13 protein-coding genes and 1 CRISPR repeat array are annotated in these 16,484 nt (G+C 59.9%); of the genes, 6 read left to right on the top strand and 7 right to left on the bottom strand.

The window, feature by feature from the left end:
- Positions 1–32: 32 nt before the first annotated feature.
- Both DXXMK7_RS03180 and DXXMK7_RS03175 read left to right on the top strand, forming a co-directional pair.
- Positions 33–2,501, top strand: coding sequence for a TonB-dependent siderophore receptor (locus DXXMK7_RS03180; RefSeq protein WP_049842622.1), 2,469 nt, complete (start codon positions 33–35; stop codon positions 2,499–2,501).
- 31 nt (positions 2,502–2,532) lie between these two features.
- Entirely contained in the window at positions 2,533–4,215 is a 1,683-nt protein-coding gene (locus DXXMK7_RS03175) for an ABC transporter ATP-binding protein/permease (protein WP_038917825.1), read from the top strand.
- Between the two features lie 71 nt (positions 4,216–4,286).
- On the opposite strand, the gene deoD is transcribed toward DXXMK7_RS03175, so the two are convergent.
- The 4 genes from deoD to deoC all read right to left on the bottom strand — a co-directional run bounded on the left by deoD (position 4,287) and on the right by deoC (position 8,726).
- Positions 4,287–5,012, bottom strand: a complete 726-nt coding sequence (deoD, locus tag DXXMK7_RS03170; protein WP_038917824.1) for a purine-nucleoside phosphorylase — start codon at positions 5,010–5,012, stop codon at positions 4,287–4,289.
- A 102-nt stretch (positions 5,013–5,114) separates the two neighbouring features.
- Positions 5,115–6,338: a phosphopentomutase gene (gene deoB / locus DXXMK7_RS03165; protein WP_038917821.1), complete on the bottom strand. Its 1,224-nt coding sequence runs from the start codon at positions 6,336–6,338 to the stop codon at positions 5,115–5,117.
- Positions 6,339–6,510: 172 nt separating this feature from the next.
- Complete coding sequence (deoA, locus tag DXXMK7_RS03160; protein WP_049842628.1) at positions 6,511–7,884, bottom strand: thymidine phosphorylase; 1,374 nt, start codon at positions 7,882–7,884, stop codon at positions 6,511–6,513.
- Between the two features lie 62 nt (positions 7,885–7,946).
- Entirely contained in the window at positions 7,947–8,726 is a 780-nt protein-coding gene (gene deoC, locus DXXMK7_RS03155) for a deoxyribose-phosphate aldolase (RefSeq protein ID WP_038917820.1), read from the bottom strand.
- Positions 8,727–8,909: 183 nt separating this feature from the next.
- Positions 8,910–9,651: a CRISPR direct-repeat array (repeat unit 29 nt; unit sequence CGGTTTATCCCCGCTGACGCGGGGAACAC).
- A gap of 205 nt (positions 9,652–9,856) precedes the next feature.
- Between deoC and DXXMK7_RS03150 the strand changes: the two genes are divergently transcribed.
- Positions 9,857–10,159 (top strand): GIY-YIG nuclease family protein, encoded by a 303-nt coding sequence (locus DXXMK7_RS03150; RefSeq protein ID WP_038917819.1) that lies wholly within the window; start codon positions 9,857–9,859, stop codon positions 10,157–10,159.
- Here the strand turns inward: DXXMK7_RS03150 and DXXMK7_RS03145 are convergent.
- Positions 10,146–10,649 carry a GNAT family N-acetyltransferase gene (locus DXXMK7_RS03145; RefSeq protein WP_038917818.1) on the bottom strand — a complete coding sequence of 168 codons (504 nt, stop codon included), beginning with the start codon at positions 10,647–10,649 and terminating at the stop codon, positions 10,146–10,148. The genes DXXMK7_RS03150 and DXXMK7_RS03145 overlap by 14 nt on opposite strands.
- Positions 10,643–11,167: an SCP2 domain-containing protein gene (locus DXXMK7_RS03140; protein WP_038917817.1), complete on the bottom strand. Its 525-nt coding sequence runs from the start codon at positions 11,165–11,167 to the stop codon at positions 10,643–10,645. Before DXXMK7_RS03140 ends, DXXMK7_RS03145 begins: the two co-directional genes overlap by 7 nt.
- Positions 11,168–11,486: 319 nt before the next feature.
- Between DXXMK7_RS03140 and DXXMK7_RS03135 the strand changes: the two genes are divergently transcribed.
- The 3 genes from DXXMK7_RS03135 to DXXMK7_RS03125 all read left to right on the top strand — a co-directional run bounded on the left by DXXMK7_RS03135 (position 11,487) and on the right by DXXMK7_RS03125 (position 14,520).
- Positions 11,487–12,485, top strand: a complete 999-nt coding sequence (locus DXXMK7_RS03135; RefSeq protein WP_038917815.1) for a peptidase U32 family protein — start codon at positions 11,487–11,489, stop codon at positions 12,483–12,485.
- Positions 12,486–12,505: 20 nt separating this feature from the next.
- Entirely contained in the window at positions 12,506–13,384 is an 879-nt protein-coding gene (locus tag DXXMK7_RS03130) for a U32 family peptidase (RefSeq protein ID WP_038917814.1), read from the top strand.
- 116 nt (positions 13,385–13,500) lie between these two features.
- Positions 13,501–14,520, top strand: coding sequence for an LLM class flavin-dependent oxidoreductase (locus DXXMK7_RS03125; RefSeq protein ID WP_038917813.1), 1,020 nt, complete (start codon positions 13,501–13,503; stop codon positions 14,518–14,520).
- A 79-nt stretch (positions 14,521–14,599) separates the two neighbouring features.
- Here DXXMK7_RS03125 and DXXMK7_RS03120 read toward each other — a convergent pair whose 3' ends face one another.
- Entirely contained in the window at positions 14,600–16,480 is a 1,881-nt protein-coding gene (locus DXXMK7_RS03120) for a DEAD/DEAH family ATP-dependent RNA helicase (protein ID WP_038917812.1), read from the bottom strand.
- Positions 16,481–16,484: the final 4 nt, after the last annotated feature.

Below are 16,484 nucleotides of genomic sequence, written 5' to 3'. Positions count from 1 at the left end.
GCTCTTTTACTCTGGGATACAAGGCATTCATCATGACATTCACTACACCTGCTCGCGCTGGCCTGCGCCAGATTCTCCGCCCACAAAAACCGCTGGTCGTCGCGCTGCGCCTCGCCCTGCTCAGCCTGTCGCTGCAGTGCGTCATTCCAGCCAGCGCCGCGCAGGAAAGCCCGGCGACGCGCCATTACGCGCTCGCCGCCGGTCCGCTTGGCAACCAATTGAACCAGCTCGCCGGGCAGGCCGGCATCTATCTCGCCGCCGACGCCAGCCTGACGCAGGGGCTGAGCGGCCCGGCGTTGCAGGGCGATTACACGGTGGATGAGGCGTTACGTCGCCTGCTGAGCGGCAGCGGGCTGACCGCGTCACGCCAGCCGGACGGCAGCTACGTGCTGAGAAAGCCGGCGGACGGCGAAGAAATGTATGTTATCCGCCAACCCAGCCTGAACGGCCCGACCGAAGACACCGGCGCCTACACCACCCGTAATCTGAGCACCGCCACCCGGATGACGCTTTCGCCGCGCGAAACGCCGCAATCGGTCAGCGTGGTCACCCGCCAGCAGATGGACGACCAGCACATGACTTCGCTGGAAGACGCGATGGCCGTATCCACCGGCGTCACCGTGGTGAAAGAGAGTTCGTATCAGACCCGTGTCCAGTCCCGTGGCTTCATGATGGACAACGTGCAGGAAGACGGCTCCGGCAGCTCGTTCCAGAACAGCGTGTCGGGCATGGGCTCGGCGGAATCCTCCAGCGAGTCGCCCGATCTGGCGATCTACGATCGGCTGGAAATTCTGCGCGGCGCGTCCGGGCTGTTGCAGGGCAACGGCGAGCCGGGCGGCACCGTCAATCTGGTGCGCAAAAAACCGACCTACGATTTTCGCAGTACGCTCAGCACCAGCGCAGGCAGTTGGGATCATTACCGTCAGGAAGCGGATGTGTCCGGCCCGCTCAATAGCGACGGTTCGCTGCGCGGCCGTTTTGTCGGCGTCACCCAGAAAAAAGACAGCTTTGTCAATGAGGTACACAGCGAACGCCATGTCATGTACGGTACGCTGGCCTATGATCTCACCAGCGACACCACCGTCACCACCGGTGTTAACTGGCAGAAAACCCGCACCGTGCCGGATCTCTACGGCGTACCGATGTCCACCGATTACGCCAGCCTGAACCTGCCGCGATCCACCTTTCTGGGCGCCAGCTGGAACCGGATCGCCTTCGAGAAAATCAACGCGTTCGCCGAACTGGAACACCGCTTCAGCAGCGACTGGACGCTGAAAAGCGCGCTCAACTATACCCACTCCACCGCCGTCGGGCGCTTTACCGGTATTTTCGGCAACGGCACCAGCGGCGTCGGCAGCAACGGCACCGGGCGGCTCAACAACATGCTGGCGCGGGATAATCAGGCCGATCAATGGAGCTATAACCTCACGCTCAACGGGCCGTTCGAACTGCTCGGGCGTCGCCATGAGCTGGTGGTGGGCGGCGATTACCAGAAAGAAAACTTCGACAACCTGTTCGGCCGGGTGATCAACACCAACGTCGTGAACGTGTATAACTGGAACCCCGACGCGCTGGCCGAACCTGCCTGGCCCGCCTACAGCAACAATTACACCTACGATCTCTACCAGCGCGGCCTGTTCACCACCGCCCGCTTTACGCTGGCGGACGACTGGAAGCTGATTGTCGGCACCCGCTACAGCAACTTCAGCTATACCAACAACTTGCGTAATCTCAGCAGCGGCTCCGCCACCCAGACCCACTTTAAAGCCAACGAACAATGGACGCCGTACGGCGGCCTGCTGTGGGACTTCGCCGATCACTACACCTGGTATCTGAGCTACGCCGATATCTACAAGCCGCAGGAAAATATCGACAACCGCGGCAATCTGCTGCCTGCCGTCACCGGCAAAAACTACGAAACCGGGGTGAAAGGCGAGTTCTTCGGCGGCGCGTTGAACACCTCGGCAGCGCTATTCCGCATCGTGCAGGAAAACCGGGCGGTCGAAGATATCAACTGTCAGGTTTCCACCACCTGTTACCGCGCCGACGGCAAGGTGGAAAGTCAGGGACTGGAACTGGAAGCGGCCGGCAAACTGGCGACGGGCTGGCAGTTGTCCGCCGGTTATACGCTGACCAACAGCAAATACCTGAAATCCGATGAGGGCACGCAGGGGCGACGCTACAGCCTCAATACGCCGCAGCACCAGTTCAAGCTTTACACCAGCTATCAGTTGCCCGGCAGCCTGAATCAATGGACGGTAGGCGCCGGGCTGACCGCGCAAACCGACACCACCACCAGCCGGGGGGTGACGCAGGGCGGTTATACGCTGCTCAACGCCAACGTGAACTATCAGTACAACTCGCATCTCAGCTTCAACCTGGCCGGGTATAACCTGACCGACAAGGTGTACTACGTGAACGTGTCGAACCGTCATCGCGGCGGCAACAACTTCTACGGCGACCCGCGCAATGTGATGCTAACCGCCAAATGGGCCTTCTGATGGCGGCGCTAAACCTTTGGCGCCGGGAGCCATGACCAGCCTGCGGCGTTTCTGCCGGCTAGCCGCGCCGCTGTGGCTAAGCCGCGGCGCGTTATGGTTATGGCTGCTGCTGTTTGCGGTTATCGGGCTGACGCTGTCGGTCGTGTGGATCAGCGTACAGTACAACAACTGGAGCAAAGCCTTCTACGATGCGCTGGCGGACTACTTCCGCCATGCGTCGATCCGCGCGCTGGCGCTGAGCTATCTCGGCTACACCGCGCTGTTTGTCGCGGTGGTGGTGTGCGGCAACTGGCTGAAAAAACTGCTGATGCTGCGCTGGCGCGAGCAGATGACGCGGCAGTTCGAACAGCAATGGTTGCAGCGCCACGCGCACTATCGGCTACAACTGATGCCCAACGGCGCGCCGGATCACCCCGACCAGCGCATCGCCGAGGATATCCGCCTGCTGACGGAACAAAGCCTGACGTTGCTGCTGTCGTTGCTGAAAAACACCGCCCGGCTGTTCTCCTTCCTTGCCATCCTGTGGCAGATCTCCGGCGTGCAGACCATCACGCTGGGCGACTGGCGCCTGACCGTGCCGGGGTATCTGGTCTGGATTGCGCTGGGGTATGCGCTTTTCGGCAGCGCGGTCACACACTGGCTCGGCGCGCCGCTGCATCGCGTCAATGCCCAGCTACAACAGGTGGAAGCCGGCTATCGCGGCACGCTGTTGCGTATCCACGACCACAGCGAGCAAATCGCGTTTTATCAGGGGCAGACGGCGGAACACCAGCGGATGCAACGGCACTTCGGCGCGATCGTCGCCAACGCCTTTCAACTGATGGGGCGCGAGTTTCGACTGGAGAGCTTCACCACCAGCTACTTCCGCCTGAGCCTGATTATTCCGGTGTTCGCGGTGCTGCCGCTTTACCTGCTGCAACAGATTTCGCTGGGCGCCATCATGCAGGCGCGCGCCGCCTTTGGCTACGTGCTGGACGCCTTTGGCTGGTTCATCGACAGCTACCGGGAACTGGCGCGCTGGTCGGCTACCGTCGACCGGCTGTGGGAACTGCAACAACAGTTGCAGCAGTTGCCGCCCTGCCCGACCCCGCAGCGCCGGGGCGAGGCGCTTATCGTCGATCGCCTGCAACTGCGCTCTCCACAAGGGCATGCCTTACTGGAGTCGGTGTCGCTATGCCTACAACCGGCCAACTGGTGCCAGTTGCAGGGCGCGAGCGGCAGCGGCAAAACCACCCTGCTGCGGGCGCTGGCCGGGTTATGGCCGTTCAGCGCCGGACCGGTGATCCACCCCGCCGGCGAAGTGCTGTTCTTGCCGCAAAAACCCTATCTGCCGCAGGGAACGCTACGCCAGCTGTTGAGCTATCCGTCGCCGCACACGCCGCACGATGATCAGTTGCAGGCCGTACTGCAACAGGTGCAGTTGCCTCATCTCGTGCCGTTGCTGGACTGCGAGCACCCCTGGTCGATGCGTCTGTCCGGCGGCGAGCAGCAGCGGCTGTCGCTGGCACGCGCCTTGTTACAAAAACCGGCGTTGTTGTGCCTGGATGAAGCCACCAGTCAGTTGGACGATGACAGCGCGTATCTGCTCATGCGGGAATTGCGTCATCAGTTGCCGCACGCCATCGTGCTGGCGGTGACGCATCAAACGGTGCTGGCGGAGCTGTTCGATACCACGCTGACCACAACGACAGCCGGGCGGGCGAACGCGGCCTGAGCGACAGGGAAAAATACCGTCAGGAAAGAAACCAAAGAAAGCGGCCCGAAGACAGCGGGCCGCCAGAGGGATTAGGCGTCGGCTTTGTCGCCCAGCAGTACCGATTCGAGCGCGATCTCGATCATCTCGTTGAAGGTGGTCTGACGCTCGGCCGCGGTGGTCTGCTCGTGGGTACGGATATGGTCGGACACGGTGCAGATAGCCAGCGCTTTAGCGCCGAATTCCGCCGCCACGCCGTAGATACCGGCCGCTTCCATTTCCACGCCCAGAATGCCGTATTTTTCCATCACGTCGAACATTTGCGGGTCCGGCGTGTAGAACAGATCGGCGGAGAACAGGTTGCCGACGCGAGCGTCGATGCCGCGCGCTTTGGCTGCGTCCACCGCATGACGCAGCAGATCGAAATCGGCAATCGCCGAGAAGTCGTGATCTTTAAAGCGCATCCGGTTCACTTTGGAATCGGTGCAGGCGCCCATGCCGATCACCACGTCACGCAGTTTCACATCGGCGCGCACCGCGCCGCAGGAGCCGACGCGGATAATTTTCTTCACGCCGTATTCGGTGATCAGCTCTTTGGTGTAAATGGAACAGGACGGAATGCCCATGCCGTGGCCCATTACGGAAATGCGGCGGCCTTTGTAGGTACCGGTGAAACCCAGCATACCGCGCACATTGTTCACTTCCACCGCGTTTTCCAGAAAGGTTTCCGCGATGTATTTGGCGCGCAGCGGGTCACCCGGCATCAGCACTACGTCGGCGAAGTCACCCATTTCTGCATTGATATGTGGCGTAGCCATGCTTTTTCTTCCTTTTCAAATTCAGTGTGAAATCATGATGATAAATTATAGCGCCCGTCACCGGTCCGTGTCACAGCATTGACCTGTCACAGAATAGTCCTGTCACAGAATAGACTGGCCGTAATCCATCGGCGACAGCCCGAAATAACCGGTAACCGTCTGGCCGATATCGGCAAAGGTGGTGCGGTGGCCGTAATCGCCCGGCTTAACGTTCGGCCCGTAAATCAGCACCGGCACATGCTCGCGGGTGTGATCGGTGCCGGGCCAGCTCGGGTCGCAGCCGTGGTCGGCGGTCAGGATCAGGATATCGTCGCCGGTCACGCGCGCCAGCATCTCCGGCAGACGGCGGTCAAACAGCTCCAGCGCCGCCGCATAGCCGGGCACATCACGGCGGTGGCCGTAGGAAGAGTCGAAATCGACAAAGTTGGTGAACACGATGGTGTCGTCGCCCGCCTGTTCCATCTCTTTCAACGTGGCGTCAAACAGCGCATCGATACCGGTGGCTTTCACCTTTTTGGTGATGCCGACGTTGGCGTAGATATCAGCGATTTTGCCCACTGACACCACGGTGCCATTTTTCTCGTCCACCAGCTTTTTCAGCATGGTCGGCGCCGGCGGTTCGACCGCCAGATCGTGGCGGTTGCCGGTGCGCTGGAACTGACCCGCTTTGTCGCCGACGAACGGACGGGCGATCACCCGGCCGATATTGTAACCGCCGTCGGTCAGCTCTTCGCGGGCGATTTCACACAGCTCGTACAGTTTCTCCAGCCCGAAGGTTTCTTCATGGCAGGCAATCTGAAATACCGAGTCCGCCGAGGTATAGAAAATCGGTTTGCCGGTTTTCATGTGTTCCTCGCCGAGCTGGTCGAGGATCACGGTGCCGGAAGAATGGCAGTTGCCAAGATAACCCGGCAGCCCAGCGCGTTCGACCAGTCGGTCCAGCAGCGCCTGCGGGAAACTGTTGTGTTCGTCGAGGAAATAGCCCCAGTCGAACAGCACCGGCACCCCGGCGATTTCCCAGTGGCCGGACGGCGTGTCCTTGCCGGAGGAAATTTCGCTGGCGTACGCGTAGGCGCCGATGATATCGGCCTGTTCATCCAGCCCCGGCGGGAACTGCCCGGTGGAACCTTCCGCCGCCTTGCCCAGCCCCAGACGGCTCAGGTTCGGCAGCCGCAGCGGCCCTTGTCGGCCGACATCGGCCTTGCCTTGTGCGCAGGCTTGTGCGATATGGCCCAGCGTATCTGAACCTGCGTCGCCAAACCGTTCGGCATCAGCGGCGCTGCCAATCCCGAACGAGTCGAGAACCATAATAAATGCACGTTTCATGTAGTTATCTCCTGCGTCGTGCGTAAGGCACAGCTTATACGTAAAACGTAAAGCATCGGTGTACGTAAGGCCGGGCGGCGACAGTGCGGTTATACCCGTCATACTTCAAGTTGCAGGTGTGTTGGCTGCGTTCGTTCACCCGAATCACTTACCTGAGTAAGCTCATCGGGATTCACTCACTTGCCGCCTTCCTGCAACTCGAATTATTTTGGGTATAGATGTCCGTAGCGTCCAGACGACGATAAATCAGCGGACAAGGCGCAGGCGGTTGATCGTCAAGGCGAATCGCCTCGCGCAGCGCCTGCGCGGCCAGTTGCCAGTCCGACTCGGTTCTGGCGTGGACAACCGCCAGCGGACGCTGCGCATCCACCCGATCGCCCAGACTGACCATGTCGCTCAGCCCGACACTGTGATCAATGATATCACTGGCCTGACGTCGACCACCACCCAACGCCACCACTACCATGCCCAACGCGCGCGCATCCATCGCGCCGACAAAGCCGTCGCGCCCGGCGAACACCGGTTTGCTGAGCGTGGCGGGCGACAAATAGCGATCGTAATGTTCGACAAAATCCGTCGGGCCGTGCTGGGCCGCCACCATACGGCCAAATACCTCCGCCGCCCGGCCGTTGTCCAGCACCGACTGCAGTTTCGCGCGCGCCTCGGCGGCATCGCGCGCCAGGTGGCCCGCCAGCAGCATGGATTCGCACAGCGCCATCGTCACCTCGAACAGACGCGGGTTACGCTGCTCGCCGGTCAGAAAGCGCACAGCTTCGCGCACTTCCAGCGCGTTACCGGCGCTGGAAGCCAGCACCTGACTCATGTCGGTCAACAGCGCGCTGGTGCGGCAGCCGGCATTATTGGCCACGCCGACAATCGCCTGCGCCAGTTGCTCCGACTGTTCATAGGTCGGCATAAACGCGCCGGAACCGACTTTGACGTCCATCACCAGCGCGTCCAGCCCTTCCGCCAGCTTTTTCGCCAGAATCGAGGCGGTGATCAGCGGGATGGAATCGACGGTGGCGGTGATATCGCGGGTGGCGTAAAAACGCTTGTCCGCCGGCGCCAGCGAGCTGGTCTGCCCGATAATCGCCACCCCAACCTGACGGATGATCTGCCGAAAGACGTCATCCTCCGGGAAGATGTCCAGCCCAGGAATCGACTCCAGCTTGTCCAGCGTACCGCCGGTGTGGCCCAGACCGCGGCCGGAAATCATCGGCACATAGCCGCCGCAGGCCGCCACCATCGGCCCCAGCATCAGCGACGTGACATCGCCGACGCCGCCGGTCGAGTGTTTGTCCACCAGCGGACCGTTCAGGTTTAGCCCGGACCAATCCAGCACCGTGCCGGAATCGCGCATCGCCAGCGTCAACGCCACCCGTTCATCCATGTTCATATCGTGGAAGAAGATGGTCATCGCCAGCGCGGCGATCTGCCCTTCCGACACGGTGTTATCGCGCACACCGTTGATGAAAAAGCGAATTTCCTCCGCGCTGAGCGGATGCCCGTCGCGTTTTTTGCGGATAATTTCCTGAATCAGAAACAAGGTGCGTTCTCCTGCATAATCCATGAGTACCGATGTATCGCGCCCGTCAGGCGCGAACCGCATCAGTAGCCGCTGCGTGCCTGCCCGGCTTCGTGGCCCAGCGTGGTCAACAGGCTACCGAGCAAGCCGGACGCGCCAAATCGGAAATGGCGGGCATCCGCCCAACCGTCGCCCATGATAGCGTCGGCAAGTTGCAGATAATGCGCCGCATCTTCCGCCGTGCGCACGCCGCCGGCCGGTTTAAAACCGACGCGCTCGCCCACGCCTTTATCGCGGATCACGCTCAGCATCACTTCGGCAGAATGCAGCGTAGCGTTCACCGCCACTTTGCCGGTAGAGGTTTTGATGAAATCCGCTCCGGCGTCGATGGCAATTTCGCTGGCTTCGCGAATCAGTTCATCGCTTTTCAGCTCGCCGGTTTCAATGATTACTTTCAGCAGCACGCCCGCCGCGGCACAGGCCGCCTTACAGGCTTTCACCAGCTCGAAACCGACCTGACGGTTGCCGGCCATCAGCGCCCGATAGGGGAACACCACGTCCACGTCGTCGGCGCCGTAAGCGATAGCCGCATTGGTTTCCGCCAGCGCAATGTCAATGTCGTCGTTGCCGTGCGGGAAATTGGTCACGGTAGCGATGCGGACATCCGGCGTGCCCTGCTCGCGTAGCACCTTGCGCGCCAGCGGCACAAAACGCGGGTAGATACAAATGGCGGCGGTTTTTCCCGCCGGGCTGTTAGCCTGACGACACAGGGCGATCACCTTCTCATCGGTATCGTCATCATTCAGGGTGGTTAAATCCATCAGTCCCAGCGCGCGTTGCGCCGCCGCAGTCAAATCACTCATACAACACTCCCGCTCTCAGCCACACTATTGCGTTTCCTGGCATTTAACCCTGATAACGCACTCTGTTATGTGATTTTATTCACACCAAAAAGAAATTAAACGCACATAAATCATCATTTGTGTGAATATTGTAACACCAAAGAAGGTAAGCACTGTATCGAATTATATGAAGCCTGATAATGCAGGCTTATCCCCGCTAGCGCGGGGAACACGGTAGTTGTTATTGGTCAGAACTCCCGGAAGACGGTTTATCCCCGCTGGCGCGGGGAACACCGATCGACTTCACTCGCCAGCGTGCCAAAATCCGGTTTATCCCCGCTGGCGCGGGGAACACGTACCATCCATAAACGACACCAGCGCGTGACCCGGTTTATCCCCGCTGGCGCGGGGAACACATCAGCAGTTTCGAGCGGTTTACTGTCAGTCGCGGTTTATCCCCGCTGGCGCGGGGAACACTAATAATACCGCCCCAGTAAAGCCGGGGGCACCGGTTTATCCCCGCAAAGGGGTCGAGGACCAGATCGCCGGTCGGTTTATCCCCGCTGACGCGGGGAACACGTCGAGCAGACGGATTACAGCAACGACAACGTCGGTTTATCCCCGCTGACGCGGGGAACACACGAAGACGCTATCGGCGACAGAAATATCCCGCGGTTTATCCCCGCTGACGCGGGGAACACTATGAATTATCTTCTGGAACGACTGAAAGAGCCGGTTTATCCCCGCTGACGCGGGGAACACGTTGGCGGGGTCCGTATGAAAAAACATTCAACCGGTTTATCCCCGCTGACGCGGGGAACACGCAGACCCCGGTTTTCGCGGCAGCGTCTGCCATCGGTTTATCCCCGCTGACGCGGGGAACACGCTTTCCGGGAGTGTGATTTTGTTCAGCCTGACGGTTTATCCCCGCTGACGCGGGGAACACTCTAAAACTATATACTTGTTTTTTAATGACTTTTAAAGCCTGGAAAATTCCACCAACTTTTTTATGTTGTTAAATAGCGCTAACTTATTGATAAATAAAAGCCTCAAATTTTTCCACCATCGGCCACCGACGAATACGGCAGCACAGGCAGCCTTTATCGAGATATCACCGTAAGATAAGCGCGGACCCACGAAAAGGAAATGACGTGAAAAACAGTGAGACCACATGGTTTCTGTACCTGCTGCGCACCGACAGCGGGCTGCTTTATACCGGCATCACCACCGACGTGACGCGGCGGCTGGCGCAGCATCAGGCCGGGAAAGGAGCGCGCGCGTTGCGCGGCAAAGGACCGCTGACGCTGGCGTATCACTGCGTGGCGGGCGATCGTTCCACCGCGCTGAAATGGGAATATCGCGTCAAACAGCTAAGCAAAATGCAAAAAGAAAGGCTGGTGCAGCACCAGCCTCCGACGCTTACCGATTTTATGCCCCTGTTCAGAAGCGATTGAACGGCGCGGCGTATTCCACCAGACCGCTGGCGCCCTGAAAGTGGTTGTCCGCCAGCGGGTAAACCTGAAAGGCCCGTTCGCTGCCCGGCCAGCGACAGCGCAATTGCTGCTCCTGCGCCGGCACAAAACCAAAACGAGCGTAATAATGCGGGTCGCCCAGCACCACCACTGCGGTGTAGCCAAATTCGTTGAGCGCATCCAGCCCTTCATACACCAGTTGCTCGCCGATCCCCCGGCGGCGCAGGCTTTCGTCTACGGCCAACGGCGCCAGCGCTACCCACTGCAGGTCTTCGCCGCCCAGCGTCACCGGGCTGAACGCGGCATATCCCACCACGCCGCCTTCGTCGTCGGTAGCGACGATACCCAGCGTCAACTGGCCGTCCTCACGCAGCTGATGCACCAGCTCCGCTTCGGCCTCGCTGGAGAACGACCGCCGCAGCAAGGCGTCGATGCCAGGCGCATCAACCGGAATTTCGACACGAATCAGCATGACACTGGCGCGTGCGGACTGGCTTGCTCTGCGCCCTCCTGTAAACCGGCGGCCACGAACCCGGCCAGTTGCAGCAGCGCAACGCGCAGCGGCGCGGGCATACTTTCCAGCTCAATGGCGTCCATCAGGTTCTTGACGTACAGCCCCAGTTCGGTGTCCCCTTCAATACGCAGGCGGCGCTGGAAAAACAACGTGTCCGGATCTTCACGACGGGCGGCGATCAGGATCAGATCGTTGGCATCGGCGCTGAAGCTTACATCCGCCAGTTCGTTGTGACTGATTTCCAGCCGGTTATCCCGCAACGTGACAAACCACTGCAAACCGATATCGCGGACTTCGATCTGCAACCAACGCCCGTCAAGAAAATCCAGCTCGCCTTCTTCCAGCGCCTGACGGAACTGCCACCCCAGCAGTTGCTCCAGCACCCGGCGTTGCAGGAAGAAAGGCGTTAACGCTAACGGCTTACTCAGTAAACGTGGCCCTTGACGCACAATCTGCGCACGTAGTTTTTCCAACACTGGCGTACTCCTCATAAAGCGATGCTGCTTAACCGATATGGTCATTATTCTGCCACAGAACGGGAAACCGGCAGCAGGGGTCTACATCAATAAAAAACGCCAGACGCGTTTTTTAACATCGCGTAGCGACCCCCGCAGGCAAGTCGCTGGAATGTGACGAGTTAAATTTAGCCTGTTCTGCGCCAAATCACGACCGGTAAGCGCCAGCAATTCCCCGATATGCTGGTTTAAATCAAAGTCGCTGGCAGCCGGGTTCACTAAGATTCCTTTTCATTGCAAACCGGCCCGCTGCGTCAGGCCGTGATGAAAGGACGTAAGAATGGAACTGCTTTGCCCCGCCGGTAATCTGCCGGCACTAAAAGCCGCCATCGACCATGGCGCCGACGCGGTGTACATCGGGCTGAAAGACGACACCAACGCCCGCCACTTCGCCGGCCTCAATTTCAACGACAAAAAACTGCAGGACGCCAGCGACTACGTGCATCGCCACCGCCGCAAACTGCATATCGCCATCAATACCTTCGCCCACCCGGACGGCTATCAGCGCTGGCAGCGGGCGGTGGATACCGCGGTGCAGACCGCCGGCGCCGATGCGCTGATTCTGGCGGATCTGGCGATGCTGGAATATGCCGCCGAGCGCTATCCGACGGTAGAGCGACACGTGTCGGTGCAGGCATCCGCCACCAACGAGGAAGCCATCCGTTTTTATCAGCGCCACTTCGATGTCGCTCGTATCGTGCTGCCGCGCGTGCTCTCCATTCATCAGGTCAAACAGCTTTCGCGCACCAGCCCGGTGCCGCTGGAAGTGTTCGCCTTCGGCAGCCTGTGCATCATGGCTGAAGGGCGCTGCTATCTGTCCTCCTACCTGACCGGCGAGTCGCCCAACACCGTAGGCGCCTGCTCGCCGGCACGTTTCGTGCGCTGGCAGCAAACGGAAAACGGCATGGAATCGCGGCTGAACGATGTGTTGATCGATCGCTATCAGGACCATGAAAACGCCGGCTACCCGACCTTGTGCAAAGGCCGTTATCTGGTGGACGGCCAGCGTTATCACGCGCTGGAAGAACCCACCAGCCTGAATACGCTGGAACTGCTGCCGGAACTGATGGCGGCCAATATCGCCTCGGTGAAAATCGAAGGCCGTCAGCGCAGCCCGGCGTACGTCAGCCAGGTAACCCAGGTATGGCGGCAGGCGATCGACCGCTGCAAGGCCGATCCGGCGCATTTCACCCCTACCGCCGAGTGGATGGAGGCGCTGGGCGCCGTCGCCGAAGGTACGCAGACCACACTAGGCGCCTATCATCGCCAGTGGCAGTAGACAGGAGACATCGACACAACATGAAATATTCACTGGGCGCCCTGCTCTACTATTGGCCCAAAGCCGACATTGAAACGTTTTATCAGGCAGCGGCCGCCAGCAGCGCCGATATCATCTATCTGGGTGAAACCGTGTGCAGCAAGCGCCGGGGCATGAAAGTCAGCGACTGGCTTGACCTCGCGCGCGCGATCGCAGCCAGCGGCAAGCAGGTGGTGATCTCCACACTGTCGCTACTACAGGCGCCTTCCGAACTGACCGAGCTGAAAAGGTATGTGGAAAACGGCGAATTCCTGCTGGAAGCTAACGATCTGGGCGCGGTCAACATGGCGGCGGATCGCGGCCTGCCGTTTGTCGCTGGCCACGCGCTCAACTGTTATAACGCCTACACCCTGCGGTTACTGCACAAACAGGGCATGATGCGCTGGTGTATGCCGGTGGAACTGTCGCGGGACTGGCTGCAACATCTGCTCAACCAGTGCGATGAGCTCGGTTTTCGCCATCAGTTTGAGGTGGAAGTGCTGAGTTATGGTCATCTGCCGCTGGCGTATTCCGCCCGCTGCTTTACCGCCCGTTCGGAAAACCGCCCCAAGGACGAATGCGAAACCTGTTGCATCAATTACCCGCAGGGGCGCCAGATGCTGTCGCAGGAAAACCAGCAGGTGTTTGTGCTTAACGGCATCCAGACCCAGAGCGGTTACTGCTATAACCTCGGCAACGATCTGGCGTCAATGGACGGGCTGGTGGATATCGTGCGCCTGTCGCCGCAAGGGCCGGATACGCTGGCGATGATCGATAATTTTCGCGCCAACCAGCACGGCGAACAGCCGCTGACGCTGGCAAACCAGCAGGATTGCAACGGCTACTGGCGACGGGTAGCCGGGCTGGAGCTGGTCGGTTAAATCAGTCGGGACGATGCGCACGCATCGTCCGTTGCAAATTGTTAAGATCGCGTAACATCTCATTTGTGTTTATTTGGGCTGGCACCGTCAGCCCCTCAACCCGATGAGTCACGCTTATGACAGCTACCGTTCCTTTCTCGCTGCTCGATCTGGCCCCTATCCCGCAAGGCAACACAGCCCGCGATGCGTTCCACCATTCTCTGAGTCTGGCGCAGCACGCGGAAAAATGGGGATATCAACGCTACTGGCTGGCGGAACATCACAACATGACCGGTATCGCCAGCGCGGCCACGTCGGTGCTGATCGGTTACATTGCCGGCGGTACGCAACGTATCAAGCTCGGTTCCGGCGGCGTCATGCTGCCAAACCATGCTCCGCTGGTGATTGCCGAACAGTTCGGCACGCTCGAATCACTCTATCCCGGTCGGATTGAACTGGGTCTGGGACGCGCGCCGGGCACCGACCAACGTACCATGCAGGCGTTGCGCCGCCATCTGAACGCCGATATTGACGATTTTCCCCGTGATGTGCAGGAACTTCAGCGCTACTTCGCCCCTGCTCAGCCGGGACAGGCCGTGCAGGCGGTGCCGGGACAGGGGCTGAACGTCCCGATCTGGTTGCTTGGATCCAGCCTGTACAGCGCACAGTTGGCTGCATCGATGGGATTGCCGTTTGCCTTCGCCGCCCATTTCGCGCCGGACATGCTCCTGCAAGCATTGCAGCGCTATCGGGATAACTTCCAGCCATCCGCCCAGCTTGAAAAACCGTATGCCATGGTGTGCGTCAACGTGGTCGCCGCCGACAGCGAGCGGGACGCCCGTTTTCTGTTCACCTCGTTGCAGCAGCAGTTTATCAACCTGCGACGCGGCACGCCGGGACCGTTGCCTGCGCCGGTAACGTCGATGGAGGCGCACTGGTCCGCCGCGGAACAGTTTGCGGTAGAACAGACTTTACGACTGGCGGTGGTGGGCGATCCGGCCAAAGTGCGTCACGGCCTGCAAACCCTGTTGCGGGAAACCCAGGCGGACGAGCTGATGATTAACGGCCAGATATTCGACCATCAGGCGCGGCTGCGTTCATTTGAACTGGTGGCACAGTTGCAAGCGGAAATCGTGCGGGAACCGCGCATTCAGTGATCAAAAAACCATCACATAAAAATCGTGACATAAAAAAACCAGCCCGAGGGCTGGTTTTTCATATCAACGTCAGACGTTATCAGGCATTGCTGAAACGGCGCGGCGCGCGCTGACCGTCACGGCTGCCGCCACGACGTTCGCCGCCTTCACGACGTTCGCCATTGAACGGACGACCGCGGCCATTGCCGGCACCGGCGCGCTCGCCAAAGCTACGACCACCACGATCGCCGCGCTCACCGCCTTCACGACGCTCACGGCGTTCATGCGGCTGAGCATCGCCCATCAGTTGCATATTCATCGGCTTGTTCAGAATACGCGTACGAGTGAAGTGCGACAGCAGATCGCCCGGCATGCCTTTCGGCAGCTCAATGGTGGAATGCGAGGCAAACAGTTTGATGTTGCCAATGTAACGGCTACTGATGTCGCCTTCGTTAGCAATCGCGCCCACGATATGACGCACTTCCACGCCGTCGTCGCGACCCACTTCGATCCGATACAGATCCATTTCGCCGACGTCACGACGCTCACGACGAGCCGGACGATCCTCGCCACGCGGGCCACGATCGTTACGGTCGCCACGACGTTCGAAGCGCTCGTCGCGTTCGCGGAATTCACGGCGCGGACGACGCTCAACCACCGGATCCGGCGGCAGAATCAGCGGACGTTCGCCCTGCGCCATCTTCAGCAGCGCGGCTGCCAGCGTTTCGATGTCCAGCTCTTCCTGCGGTTGCAGCTTGCTGAGCAGCGCACGGTACATGTCCAGATCGCTGCTTTCCAGTTGCTGCTGTACTTTAGCGGCAAACTGCGCCAGACGGCGCTGACCCAGCAGTTCGGCGTTCGGCAGATCCACTTCCGGAATCGTCAGCTTCATGGTGCGCTCAATGTTGCGCAGCAGGCGGCGTTCGCGGTTTTCCACGAACAGCAGCGCGCGTCCGGCACGGCCAGCACGACCGGTACGGCCGATACGGTGTACGTAGGACTCGGAATCCATCGGGATGTCGTAGTTCACTACCAGGCTGATACGATCAACATCCAGACCACGCGCGGCAACGTCGGTCGCGATCAGGATATCCAGACGACCGTCTTTCAGGCGCTCCAGCGTTTGTTCACGCAGCGCCTGATTCATGTCGCCGTTCAGCGCGGCGCTGTTGTAACCGCTGCGCTCCAGCGCTTCGGCCACTTCCAGCGTGGCGTTCTTGGTGCGCACGAAAATGATCGCCGCATCAAAATCTTCCGCTTCCAGGAAACGGATCAGCGCTTCGTTTTTACGCATGCCGTATACCGTCCAGTAGCTCTGGCTGATATCCGGACGAGTGGTCACGCTGGACTGAATGCGGACTTCCTGCGGATCGTTCATGAAACGGCGGGTGATACGACGAATCGCTTCCGGCATGGTGGCGGAGAACAGCGCCGTCTGATGTTCAGCCGGGATCTGCGCCATGATGTTTTCCACATCTTCGATGAAGCCCATGCGCAGCATTTCGTCAGCTTCGTCCAGCACCAGACCGCTCAGGTTGGACAGATCCAGCGTACCGCGTTTCAGGTGGTCCAGCAGACGCCCCGGGGTACCGACGACAATCTGCGGTCCCTGACGCAGCGCGCGCAACTGCACGTCATAACGCTGGCCGCCATACAGAGCAACCACGTTGACGCCCTGCATATGTTTGGAAAATTCGTTACAGGCTTCCGCAACCTGCACCGCCAACTCACGAGTCGGCGCCAGCACCAGCAACTGCGGCGCTTTCAGGTCAGCCTTGATATTGTTCAGCAGCGGCAGGGAAAATGCCGCGGTCTTGCCGCTCCCGGTCTGCGCCATACCCAGTACGTCGCGCCCGTTGAGCAGATGAGGAATACATTCCGCCTGAATCGGGGACGGCTTTTCGTACCCCATCTCAGACAGTGCATTCAGAATCGGAGCGGACAGCCCCAGACTAGCAAAAGAGGTTTCAAACTCTGCCATGTAA

The organism is Dickeya sp. MK7 (genome assembly GCF_000406305.1).
Classification (GTDB): domain Bacteria; phylum Pseudomonadota; class Gammaproteobacteria; order Enterobacterales; family Enterobacteriaceae; genus Dickeya; species Dickeya fangzhongdai.
Note: the sequence above shows the minus strand (reverse complement) of the source record. Positions and strands in the feature narration are given on the sequence as shown.